Annotated in this window: 10 protein-coding genes; 1 reads left to right on the top strand and 9 read right to left on the bottom strand. The window is 66.4% G+C overall.

Going from position 1 to position 12,107, the window contains the following annotated elements; translation table 11 throughout:
- From G495_RS22860 to G495_RS0112330, 8 genes are all read right to left on the bottom strand, one after another.
- Window positions 1–279 (bottom strand): helix-turn-helix domain-containing protein (locus G495_RS22860; RefSeq protein ID WP_156939583.1); only part of this gene is annotated, 279 nt, incomplete at its 3' end.
- A gap of 21 nt (window positions 280–300) precedes the next feature.
- Window positions 301–1,575, bottom strand: coding sequence for a restriction endonuclease subunit S domain-containing protein (locus G495_RS21795; protein WP_156939699.1), 1,275 nt, complete (start codon window positions 1,573–1,575; stop codon window positions 301–303).
- 35 nt (window positions 1,576–1,610) lie between these two features.
- Window positions 1,611–3,725, bottom strand: coding sequence for a type I restriction-modification system subunit M (locus G495_RS0112355; protein WP_028588066.1), 2,115 nt, complete (start codon window positions 3,723–3,725; stop codon window positions 1,611–1,613).
- Window positions 3,726–3,875: 150 nt separating this feature from the next.
- The gene (locus G495_RS0112350) at window positions 3,876–5,282 is read right to left on the bottom strand and encodes an FAD-binding oxidoreductase (protein ID WP_051445354.1); all 1,407 of its coding nucleotides are present in this window, start codon (window positions 5,280–5,282) and stop codon (window positions 3,876–3,878) included.
- 38 nt (window positions 5,283–5,320) lie between these two features.
- On the bottom strand, window positions 5,321–6,016 hold the full coding sequence (locus G495_RS0112345) for an amino acid ABC transporter permease (protein WP_028588064.1): 696 nt from the start codon (window positions 6,014–6,016) through the stop codon (window positions 5,321–5,323).
- A gap of 1 nt (window position 6,017) precedes the next feature.
- Entirely contained in the window at window positions 6,018–6,782 is a 765-nt protein-coding gene (locus G495_RS0112340) for an amino acid ABC transporter ATP-binding protein (protein WP_028588063.1), read from the bottom strand.
- Window positions 6,779–7,465 (bottom strand): amino acid ABC transporter permease, encoded by a 687-nt coding sequence (locus tag G495_RS0112335; protein WP_028588062.1) that lies wholly within the window; start codon window positions 7,463–7,465, stop codon window positions 6,779–6,781. The genes G495_RS0112340 and G495_RS0112335 overlap by 4 nt, the downstream gene beginning before the upstream one ends.
- 99 nt (window positions 7,466–7,564) lie before the next feature.
- Complete coding sequence (locus G495_RS0112330) at window positions 7,565–8,317, bottom strand: ABC transporter substrate-binding protein (protein ID WP_028588061.1); 753 nt, start codon at window positions 8,315–8,317, stop codon at window positions 7,565–7,567.
- Between the two features lie 301 nt (window positions 8,318–8,618).
- Here G495_RS0112330 and G495_RS0112325 point away from each other — a divergent pair, with 301 nt between their 5' ends.
- A complete protein-coding gene (locus G495_RS0112325) occupies window positions 8,619–9,380 on the top strand; it encodes a substrate-binding periplasmic protein (RefSeq protein ID WP_051445353.1) in 762 nt (253 codons plus the stop codon).
- A gap of 3 nt (window positions 9,381–9,383) precedes the next feature.
- Here G495_RS0112325 and G495_RS20525 read toward each other — a convergent pair whose 3' ends face one another.
- Window positions 9,384–11,801 carry a putative bifunctional diguanylate cyclase/phosphodiesterase gene (locus G495_RS20525; RefSeq protein WP_051445352.1) on the bottom strand — a complete coding sequence of 806 codons (2,418 nt, stop codon included), beginning with the start codon at window positions 11,799–11,801 and terminating at the stop codon, window positions 9,384–9,386.
- Between the last annotated feature and the right edge of the window lie 306 nt (window positions 11,802–12,107).

Below are 12,107 nucleotides of genomic sequence, written 5' to 3'. Positions count from 1 at the left end.
GACCTCTGCCTCGTCCTTGGGTGAGCGCTTCTTGAGCCCCTCGGCACCGCCAGCAAGGAATTGATCCCGCCAGCGGGTCAGGGCGGCGGCGGTCACGCCAAGTTCACGGCTCAAAATCTCGATGTCCTCACCACGCAGTAGCCTGAGCACAGCCTCGGTCTTGTGCTTGGCCCAGAACCTCTTGGGCGGCTTGCGTGCCTCATCCCCGGTTCCGGTCGGCCTATGGCCTCCCTCCACCGGGGAGGAGGCTCCTCTGCCCCTCATTCCATCCTTCGTCATCGAACACCTCCTGGGGATCTCTTACTCCCAATTCGGTGTCCAAGAAAACCGTACACCGCCCCAAGCCAAGGTGTTGGTATTGATTCCGGCTTGATTGTTAAAGAACGTGCTCAGCGCTGCAAAATAGCCGACACCACGAAACGCATTCAGCAATGCTGCAACAAAGTAAGGATTAATATCCGGATTCAGCGCAATCCTGGTCATATGGTTGGAGCACGCGCAAGGTATATCCAAATCGAATACGGCTGTTTTCCCCACCCATTCGGCTGAATTGGTGTTGTTGAACAGCACTTCGCCTTTAACTAAATAGTCATCTACCTTGACCCTTGTTTCCGGAACGCTCTTGGTTTCAGCAACAGATAATTCGCCCCAGGCGTTCAAATTGAGCGGTCGCAAGTGTGGCACGGCGGCCTCATCTCCACGCGCCTGGTCCTGCCGACCGGCGGCAAAGCCGGAACGCATGAACACCGTCAAGTCTCCCAAGTTTTTCGTGGCATGCCTTGATTGCTCAATTGCTCTTCGCAGTCGTTGGAAATAGGGGCTGTGGTAATCCGCATCGAGCCTCGGCTTGACCTGATTCAGCCGAACGGCAAAGACCCGGCGATCATCCGATTCGGGCAGAATCGCCAATACCCCGAGAACATACTCATCAATGGAGGCGAGCAACCGCTCCGCCTCGGCCAGGGCGTGGTCGCGCTTGGCGCGGGCGGCGTCGAGTTCGTCCACCAGGCGACGCTGGATGTCGAGGGGCGGGAGAGGAATCTCAGTCCTCCCAAGCTCTTGCGTATTGATTCCTGCTTGATTATTGAAACTAGTGCTAAGCGTCTTAAAATAACCAATAGCTCGGAGCGTATTTAACGCTTCTACAAGGAAGCCTTGAAGTACGTCACTTGAGCACCCAATACGGGTTATGTGATTCGAGCAGGCGCAAAATTCATTTAGATCGAAAATTGTTGACTTTCCAACCCACACTGGGGAGTTTGTATTGTTAAAGAGAACCTCTCCTTGCTGACAGAGATCCTCATCACCAACTGATTCAAAAGGGACTTTCTTTGTTCCTTCCAGAGATAAGTTGCCATTTTCAAGCAAATTGAGTGGCCGCAGATGAGGAACACCTTCCTCGTTGCCAGTTGCTTGATCTTGCAGCCCCGCCGCGAATCCAGTCTTTAAGTAAGTAGCAAGTGACTTGATTGAGCGCGCCCTCCAAACACCAAACTTTAGCGCCTGTCGCAACGCCTGAAAACGTGGTGTGTTGAAATCAACATCAATACGTTCCTTTGCATTCCCCCGCCGCACCGCAAAGCAGACTGGCTGCCCTGCGGGGACGGGGGCTAGACGAAAAAAGGTTCTGGGTCGCGCTTGAAAACGGCGTATTGGCCGAGCAGACCGCTGCCGGGGATGACATGGCGGTGGCGCTCGGACCAGTGGCCGGTTTTCTTGCCCTCGCCGGGCACCCAGTCGAAAGCCACCTGCCAATCGAACAGGTCGCAGCGTTGGCGCTCGGTGCGCGACTGTCCCGGAGTCTCGTCCAACACTTCCACCTGGTAGGTGGTACGGCCGGTGGCGTCGTAGCCGATGTTCTCGGCCATGGCCATGAAGATGGCCTCGTCGTCCGAGGCGGGCACGCCCAGCGCGCGCTTCTCCAAAAACACCACGCTGGACTTCACCCCCGCGCCGAAGTGGGCGAAGGCGAATTGCGGCAGGCTGACCACGGCCAGCACCTTGAAACGCTCCAGAATCCAGTCGCGCACGCCTTGCAGGCTGGAGTTGGTCAGGAGGCCGTCGGGCAGGACGACCCCGGCCTGCCCCCCCGGCTTCAACAACTGCCAAATCCGCTCACAGTAGATGATTTCGGTCTTGACGCTGCTGCGTTGCTTGATCGCCTTCTTGCCCGCCTTGTAGTCGGCGCTGGTGTCTTCCTCGTCGCTCCCGCCCCTGTTGTTGCCCTTGGCGACGTAGCGGGAAAGCTCATAGCTGGAAATATAACTGTGCAGACCCTCTTTGATCACGGCGCCAAAGGGGGGATTGGTGGGGATCTTGTCGAAGCCTTTGCTTTCGTCGCGCCTGATTATCTCCTCCGGCTTGCCGGTCTCCGCGTTGACAACTTCCTCGCGGCAGAGGCCGAGGACATTGAACAACCCCTGGTTCTTGCTGGCAATGACGGGCAAGGGTTCCAGCGCGTCGTTGCCGATGATATTCGTGTGGCCGTCGTCGTGGACGATCATGTTCATCTTGGCGACGCGGGCGATTTCCTCGTTGATTTCGATGCCGAACAGGCGCTTTTCGGCAAAGCTGTGCCAGTAGTCGCGGTGGCGACCGGTTTCCTCATTTCCATCGCCACCACCTTCGCCGGGAAAGAACTCATCGGCCAGCTTGCGCACATGGTCCAGCGCGTGCAACAGGAAGCCGCCAGAGCCGCAAGCTGGGTCTATGACGAAATCGTCGGCCTGGATGTCCAGCATCTTCGTGGCGAAGGCGATGATGTTGCGCGGCGTGAAGTATTGACCGAAGTCGCCCTTGAAAAAGCCGTCCATGAACTGCTCGAAGGCAACGCCCTTGGTGTCCAGGTCAGTGGAGGTGAGGTCGACGCCCTCCAGGTGGAGCACCACGTTCTTGAGCGTGGTATCATCGATCTTGATATCGTCGTTGAAGACATCCGGCTCATTCTGCCGCTCGACGGCATACATGGCCTTGATGCGGGCGGCGAGGCGCTGCGGTGTTTCGTTCGTCTTGATCTGGAATTCGTAGGGCTGCCCCTTCTTGCGCGGCTTCTTCTCGTCGCGGGTCTTCAAAAAGATCAGCTTGGTCAACTCGCCAAAGGCCATGGGCGGCGAGAGGCGCCCGCCGCCCCACAGGGTCTGGTGGCATTTGCGGATGGTCTTGATCAGGTCGTCCCGGCTGACCGCGCCGATGTCCGGCTTCGGGAAAGCGCCTTTGTAGTATTTGAACTCTTCCGGTTTGCCATATTGAATAGGCAGGTCGGCAACGATATTCGCCTCGCGCTCCAACGCCCCGTACTTGTCCGAGCAGTCGTAGAACGCGCGAGTCTGACCGGCAATGACACCGATGTACTCGGCGCGGAATTTGTGGGCGTGGCCGTTGCCGAAGGCCTGTTCGACGGCCTGTTTGAACTCGGTATCAGAAACGCCGTCGCGTTTGCACTCGATAACGCCGAAGGGCTTGGTGCGCTCCTTGTCGCGGAACACAACGAGATCGGCGCGGTCCACCGGCATGCGGTCGGGGACCGTAACTTCCACGCCGATGCACTGCGGCTGGTAGCCATAGCGATAGATCAACTCGGCATAATAGGCGGCGCGAACCTTTTCTTCCGGGTCACTCCACTTTTCCGAGACGTTCACGGCGACATACCGGATTTTCTCGCCCTTGCCCGAAGCGACGATCTGAAGATGCCCGTCGGAAAAGGCTTTCTGAAGATAGTCCGTCACTGAATCCTCCCTTGGGTAGGCTCCCTCTTGATAGCCCCTGGCCATGCAGGCACTCGCGGAAAGCCGTCCTCCGTGAGACCACTATCGCCTTGGCTGCGCTTCTGCCACCCTTTCCTTGCTGCGAGAGAAAAGGCCCGCTTCGCCGCGTCGCTACGCGAACACCTTGCCGGGGTTGAGGATCAGCCCGGGGTCGAAGGTGTCCTTGAGGGCGCGTTGCAGGTGCATGGAGGCCGGGGCCAGTTCCAGGGGCAGGAAGCGCTGCTTGGCCCGGCCGATGCCGTGCTCGCCGCTCATGGTGCCGCCCATGGCGACCACCAGGCGCAGCAGCTCGGTGATGCAGGCCTCCACGGCGGCGTCCACGCCCTGGGGGGCGGTGATGTTGATGTGGATGTTGCCGTCGCCCGCGTGGCCGAAGGCGTAGATGGTCAGGCCGTGGCGCTGCTCCAGGCCCGGCAGGGCCTCGACAAAGGCGGCGATGCGCGCCAGGGGCAGGACCACGTCTTCGGGCACATAGACAGGGGCGGATTCGTGGATGCGCAGGGAGACCTGGCGCCGGACGTCCCACAACTGCGCGCGGCGCTGCTCGTCGGGCGCGGGAATCTGGTGCAGGGCGCCCTGGGCGGCGCATACGGCGGCCACGCGCTCCATGTCCTGGTCGGCGGCGCTGGCCGAGCCGTCGGTTTCCAGCAGCAGCAGGGCCGCGCCCGGGGGCGGCGGCGGGTCCAGGGGCAGCATGTCGCCCACCAGGGCCAGGCAGCGGCTGTCCAGGAACTCCACGGCACTGGGCGTGACCCCGGCGGCCATGACGGCGGCCACGGTGCCCATGGCCGCGCCCAGGGAGGGGAACACGGCCACGCGGGCCCGGGTGGCCTCGGGCATGGGCACCAGGCGCAGCCACAGCCGGGTAATGACGCCCAGGGTGCCTTCGGAGCCCACCAGCAGTTGGGCCAGATCGTAGCCGACCACGCCCTTGCGCGTGGCGACCCCGGCGGTGACGATCTCCCCCGAGGGCAGCACGACTTCCAGGCCCAGGACGTAGTGCCGCGTGACGCCGTATTTGACGCAGGCCGGGCCGCCCGCGTTGGTGGCGGCGGTGCCGCCGATGGTGGCGGTGGCCAGGCTGGCGGGGTCGGGCGGGTAGAAGAGGCCCCTGGCGGCGGCGGCGCTGCGCAGGTCGGCCACGATGACCCCGGGCTCGACCACGGCCAGCAGGTTGGCGGGGTCGATGGCCAGGATGCGGTTCATGCCCGAGAGGTCGAGGACCACACCGCCATGCACGGCCAGGGCCCCGGCGGCCAGCCCGGTGCCCGCGCCGCGCGGGGTCACGGCGAAGCGCAGCTCGGCGGCCAGGCGCAGCAGGTCGGCCACCTGGCGGGCCGAGGTGGCGCGGACCACGGTCTCGGGCCGGTGGACCTCGGTGGAGGCGTCGCGCGAGGCGGTGTCCAGGGTTTCGGCGTCGGTGCGCACGGTCTCCGGGCCCAGGGCGGCGCGCAGGCGCTCCAGGGTTTCGGGGCCCAGGGGAACGTAGGCGGCGGGGGCGGCGGATGCGGTGGTCATGGGGCGCCTCGTGGGGGGAGCCCGGCAGGCTGGCGCGCCTAGTCGCGCGGGCGCTCGAAGCCGGGGATGCTCATGCGGTCCTCCAGCCAGCGCAAGAACCACACGGCCAGCGTGACCAGCACCAGGTAGTACACGGCCACGGTGGCGTAGGCCTCGATGGGCCGGAAGGTGGCCTTGGCGATGCTGCGCGCGGTGCCGGTGAGCTCGTTGACGGTGATGATGGAGGCCAGGGAGGAATACTTGATGAGGTAGACGACCTCGTTGCCGCAGCCGGGCAGGGCGCGGCGCACGGCCTGGGGCAGCACGACGTGCAAAACGGTCTGCATGGGGTTCATGCCCAGGGCCCGGGCGGCCTTGATCTGCCCGGCCTTGATGGAAAGCAGCCCGCCGCGGATGTACTCCGACTGGTAGGCCGCGCTGCACAGGGCGAACCCGAGGATGGAGGCCTGCATGGCGTCCAGGACGATGGCGTGCCCGCCCACGCGGATGTAGGGCAGGGCGAAATACCAGAAATAGAGCTGCACCACCAGCGGCGTGCCCCGGAACAGCGACACGTAGGCGTCGGCCACGCGGCGCACGGGGCGCGGGCCGTACACGCGCAGCACGCCGGTGAGGATGCCCAGCAGCGCGCCGTACAGGGCCGAGGGCACGATGAGCCGCGCGCTGACCAGCAGCGCGGCGTTGAGCCCGGGCACGACCCGTTCGGAGGCGAAAAGCCAGTATTCCTCGAACATGCTAGACGGGCTCCCCCGTGAGTTCGTTGATCTTGGCGCAGAATGCCTTGGTGCGCGTGCAGGCCAGCGGGGCCAGCAGGGCCGCGGGCGAGTCGTGCTCGATGATGGCGCCCTGCTCCATGAACACGAACTCCGAGGCCAGCTGCGCGGAGAAGGTGATCTGGTGCGTGGCCATGATCATGGTCATCCCGGCGGTGGCCAGGTCCTTGACCACGGCCAGCACCTCGCCGATGAGCTCGGGGTCCAGGGCGCTGGTGGGCTCGTCCAGCAGCAGGACCTTGGGGTCCATGGCCAGGGCGCGGGCGATGGACACGCGCTGCTTCTGCCCGCCCGAGAGCTGGGCCGGGTAGAGCCCGGCCTTGGCCGCCAGGCCCACGCGGTCCAGCTCGGCCATGGCGCGCTCGGTGGCGTCCTTGCGCGACATGCCGCGGACCCTGGTCAGGGCGATGCGCACGTTGCCCAGGGCGCTCAGGTGGTCGAAGAGGTTGAAATCCTGGAAGATCATGCCCACCTGCTGGCGGTAGGCGTACAGCTCGCGCTTCTTGTGGCCAAGGATCTCCGTCCCGTCGAGCCAGATGCGCCCGGAGTCGGGCGGGATGAGAAAATTCATACACTGCAACAGCGTGGACTTGCCGCCGCCCGAGGGCCCGATGAGCACCTTGAGCTCGCCCTTGCGCAGGGTCAGGGTGGCGTCCTTGAGCACATGGTTGGTGCCGAAGCTCTTGTTGAGCTTCTCCACGCGCAGGATTTCCTGGTTCTGGCTCATGACATGGATCCTTCCTGTGAATAGCCCTTGATGCGCACCTTGCGCTCCAGCCCGCGCAGCAGGCGCAGCCCGATCCAGGTCAGGATGAAGAAGAGCACCCCGGCGAACAGGGCCATGGCCACGGGCTCATGGGTCCGCCCGGCCACGGAGCGGGTGCGGGCCATGATCTCCTGCACGCTGATGGCCATGACCAGGGCCGAGTCCTTGAGCAGGATGGAGAATTCGTTGGACCAGCCCGGGATGGACAGGCGCAGGGCCTGGGGCAGGATGATGCAGGCGATGGCCTGCAGGTCGGTCATGCCCAGGGCGCGGGCGGCCTTGAGCTGCCCGGCGGGCAGGGACTGGATGGCGCCCCGGAAGATCTGCGACTGGTAGGCCGCGCTGGTCAGCCCCAGGACGATGACCCCGGCCCAGAAGGCGCTGTCCAGCCCCAGGTGGGGCAGGATGCCGAAATAGAAGAGGAAGATCAGCACCAGTATGGGCACGCCGCGAAACAGCCAGACGTACAGGTGCACCAGCCTCCGGGCCAGGGGCCGCCCGTACACCTGGAGCACGGCCAGGGGCACGCCCAGCACGAAGCCCAGGGCCAGGGCCCCGACGACCAGGCCCACGGTGACCCACACCCCGCCCAGCATGTAGGGCAGGGCGTCGATGATGGCGCTGATGGCTTTTTCGAAATTCATGGTTCCGCCTTGGGGGGAGCCGGACAACGCAGACCGCCCGGACGGGTTCGGGATACCCGAACCCGTCCGGGCGGTCAAATGATGTCGGTCAGGCCGGGGCTAGTGGATGTCCCACTTGGCCTTGAGCTCTTCCCAGTAGGGGTCGGCCATGAGCAGCTTGAGGCCCTCGTTGAGGGTGTTCAGCAGCTCGGTGTCGGCCTGGCGCACGGCGTAGGCGTAGTTCTCGGGGGCCACGTCGAAGGTGCCGGCGACCTTGTAGTCGGTGCCCTTCATAACTTCGTAGGCGATGGAGCTGTCCATGCCCGAGCCCACGATGCGGCCCAGGGGCAGGTCCTGCATGGAGAGGTCGGTGGAGTCGTACTGCACCAGCTCGAACTTGTAGCCGTCCTTCTTGGCCAGCTCCTCGAGCAGCCCGGCGGTGATGGTGCCGCGCTGGGCGCCGACCTTGGCGCCGGACTTGAGGATCTCGTCCAGGGGCCGGGCCTCGTCGGCGCGCACGACCAGCACCTGGGTCACGGCGTAGTAGGGGATGGTGAAGTTGACGACCTTGGCGCGCTCGGCGGTGGCGCTCATGCCCGAGGCGATGAAGTCGATCTTACCCGCGTTCAGGGCCGGGATGATGCCGTCCCAGTCGGTGGGCTGGTGGGTGACCTTGAAGCCCATCTTGGCCGCGATCCAGTCCACGGCCTCGACGTCGAAGCCGGTGGGCTTGCCGTCCTTGTCCACGAAGCCGAACGGCGGGAAGCCGAAGTCGATGCCGTTGACGAGCACCTTGTCGGAAGCGAAGGCGCCACAGGCCAGCATGAGGCTGACCAGCGTGGCCACTGCAAGCGTGACGAATTTCCTACCCATGACCTCACTCCTTTTCATGTGACGTGACCGCGTTTTCCCGTGGCGGCGGGGCCGCCCGGGGCCAAATCGATGATATCCGATCGAAAGTCCCGGATAGCAGACCGCGCAGGGCTGGGCAAGCGCAAAGAACCGCACCGGCGGCAGAACCGCCTGCGGGCGGGAGCGGCAGCACAACAAGAAGGCCACCGTGGTCTCCAATATCCAGGACCGCCTGCGGGCGGGGCAGATGGACTTTCCTTCCCCGCACCGGCGTGCTAGCATTGTCCGACAACCCCGGCACCCCCCGGCCGCAGGAGGCTCCATGCTCCCCTTGCCCCGCGCCCTGCTCCTGGCCTGCGTCCTCGCCTGGGCCCTGTGCGCCCCGCCCGCCCGGGCGGACGCCCCGCCCGGGCCCGAGGGGCTGGCCTACCTCACCGAACAGTACTACCCCTACAACTACGCCGAAAACGGCGCGGTACGCGGCCTGTCGGTGGACCTGCTGCGGCTGGTCTGGGCGCGCATGGGCATGGCCGAGCGGCCCGTGACGGTGCAGCCCTGGGCGCGGGTCTACGACGCGGCCCTGACCCAGCCGGGCACGGTGGCCTTCAGCATGGCCCGCACCCCCGAGCGCGAGACGCTGTTCAAATGGGCCTGCCCCATCGACGCGGTGCGCTTCGTGCTGTTCTCGCGCGCGGCAGACACGGCGCGCACCCTGTCCTCGTCCAGCCTGGAGCACCTCGCCGTGGGCACCGTGCGCGGCGACGTGGCCGAGGCCGCCCTGCTCGACCTGGGCCACCCCGTGCGCATCGAACCCGTGGCGGACATGGAGCTGAACCTGCGCAAGCTCGACGCGGGCAGGCTGGATCTGGTGGCCTACGAGGAGCGCAGCATGCGCCGCCTGCTGGAGCGCACGGGCCGCGACCCCGGGGCCTACGCAGTGGTCATGGTCCTGCGCCAGACCGAGGTCTGCTACGCCTTCCACCGCGAGACGCCCGACGCGCTGGTGGCGCGCTTCCAGCAGGCCCTGGACGAAGTCCTGGCCGGGCCGGAATACGAGGCGCTGGTGGCCCGCTATCTGGAGTGAGGGTCAGTTGGACGGAGCCGCAGGGGCCGCGCAGGCCTCCCGCGCCAGCCGGGCCAGGAACCCGGCGACCCCGGCCGCGTCCAGGGGGCGGGAGTAGTAGTAGCCCTGGAAATACTCGCAGCGCAGTTCCTCGAGGGCCTGCTGGTGGCGCGCGCGTTCCACGCCCTCGGCGATGACCTCCAGCCCCAGGGAATGGGCCAGATTGATGATGGCCCGCACGATCTCGCGGTTCTCCACCGACTCGTCCATGCCGCGCACGAAGGACAGGTCGATCTTCAGGGTGTCCAGGGGCAGGCGCTGCAGGTAGCTCATGGACGAATAGCCCGTGCCGAAGTCGTCCACGCTGATGCGCACCCCCCGGGCCCGCAGGGCCGCGAGCTTGTCGATGGCCATTTCGGCGTTCTGCATGATGGCCGTCTCGGTGATTTCGAGCTTGAGGCGGTCCGGCGGCAGGCCCGCCTCGTCGAGCACGTCCAGCACGCGCGCCACCAGGTCGGCCTGGGCGAACTGGCGGCCCGACACGTTGACGGACAACAGCACATCGCGCCCGCCCGGGACGGTCTGGCGCCACAGGGCAAACGTGCGGCAGGCCTCGCGCAGCACCCACAGGCCCAGGGCGGCGATCTGCCCCGAGTCCTCGGCCACGGGGATGAACTCGCCGGGGGGCAGCAGCCCGCGCTCGGGGTGCCGCCAGCGGGCCAGGGCCTCCAGGGCGTAGAGCCGGGGGGCGCCGTCCACGCTGACGATGGGCTGGTATTCCAGGAAGAACTCGCCCTCGCGCATGGCCCGCTCCATGTCGTTTTCCAGGGTCAGGCGCAGGGCCGCGCGGTCGAGCATCCCGGGGGTGAAGACCTTGAAGCGGTCGCGCCCGGACTCCTTGGAGCGGTGCATGGCCACGTTGGCCCTCTGGATCAGCTCCTCCGGGCTCTGGCCCGCGCCGGAGCCCAGGGCGATGCCGATGCTGGCCGACACGCGCACCTCGTGCCCGTCGCAGGCAAACGGCGTGCGCATGCTCTGGCGGATGCGCTTGACCACGCGCATGGCCGTGCGCGGCGATTCCAGCTCCTCCAGCAGCACGATGAACTCGTCGCCGCCGAAGCGCGAGACTGTGTCCAGGTCGCGCACGCATTCACGCAGGCGGCGGGCGATCTCCATGAGCAGCCGGTCGCCGAAGCGGTGGCCCAGGCAGTCGTTGATGACCTTGAAGCGGTCCAGGTCCACGAACAGCACGCAGAACTGGTACTGCTCGCGGCGCTTGCCGCGCTCCAGGGCGCGCCAGATGCGGTCGGTGCACAGCACGCGGTTGGCCAGCCCCGTCAGGGGGTCGTGCAGGGCCTGGTGACGCAGCTCGTCCTCCATCTTCTTGCGCACGGTGACGTCCACCAGCGAGCCCTCGATGTGGCGCACCCGGCCTTCGGGGTCGCGGATGAGCTGGGCGGAGACGCTGGCCCAGATGGGCGTGCCGTCGCGGCGCAGCACCTGGACCTCCTGGGCCGCCACGCGCCCCTGGGCCCGCAGCTGGGCCAGCAGGAGCTTGCGGTCCTCGGGGTCGCGGTAGGCCAGGCAGGGCAGGGCGATGAGCTCGTCGGGCGAGTCGTAGCCCAGGATGCGCGCCAGGGAGGGGTTGGCGCTCAGGCAGACCCCGTCCTCGGAGGTCTGGAAGATGCCCTCGATGGCGTTCTCAAAGATGGAGTGGTACTTGCGCTCGGCGCTGCGCAGCTCAAGGTTCACACGGCGCAGCTCGGACTCGCGCTGGGCCACGGCCTCGCTCATGGCCCCGAAGTGCGCGGCGATCTCCTCCAGCTCGGCGTGCTCCACCTCCGGGGCGCCCCGGTAGTCGCCCCGGGCCACCCGCCGCGCGCCCTGGACCAGACCCTCCAGAGGCTTGCGCAAAAACACCCGCAGCAGCACGCCCGTGGCCGCCAGCACCACGCAGAAGGTCACCAGCAGCCCCGCCAGCAGGCCCCACAGCAGGGACTGCATCTGGCGGGTGTAGGAGTCCAGGGTGTAGGCGATCTCGGCGCGGCCCAGGGTCAGGTCGTTGTAGCGCACCTCGCGGGTGCGGTGGATGGCCTCGCCGCCCCGGCTCTTGTTCTGCTCGAAGAGCACCCGGCCCTGGGCGTCCACGATGCGCACCGCCTCGACCTCCTCGTTCTGGACGAAGGCCAGGCCGACCATGCGCACCCCGATGGTGTCCAGGTTCCACAGCGGCAGGGAGAGCACGTCGGCGGCCTTGGCGATGGCCTCGTCAGCCCGGGACTCCAAGTCGCGCATCGCCCCCCGGGCCTGCCACTGGTAGACGTACAGCGCAAGCACCAGCGCCGCCAGCAGCACGCCAAGGGCCAGCGAAACCGTCAGGTCGCGGGATATGGACCTGCGCCGCAGGATGGCGGGACGACTCTTTCGCGGCAGCTCGTGCATCGGGGCGCTGGCCTCCGGGGGGTGCTGGTACCTGCTCCTGCGCCTGGGAGCCCGTGTCACAGAATACTACAGTGCGCGGCGCGAAAACACAACGGGGCAACGCTGCATGCGCCAGACCCCGGGAAACGGCGCGCCACGGCTCCTGCGCCCGCGCCGCCCCCCGCAACGGCAGCGCAGCACCAGCCCCCCGGCCCCGGGGCCGGGCGCAGCAACGGCCCGCCTGCGGACGGCGACACACCCCTTCCTGTGCGACACCAGGCAGGCACACGCTGCGGTTTTTCGCCCTGCCCCGCCTGGGCCCACAGC

The sequence above is a fragment of the Desulfocurvus vexinensis DSM 17965 genome (assembly GCF_000519125.1).
GTDB classification, from domain to species: domain Bacteria; phylum Desulfobacterota; class Desulfovibrionia; order Desulfovibrionales; family Desulfovibrionaceae; genus Desulfocurvus; species Desulfocurvus vexinensis.
This window is presented reverse-complemented; position numbering and strand designations above follow the sequence as displayed.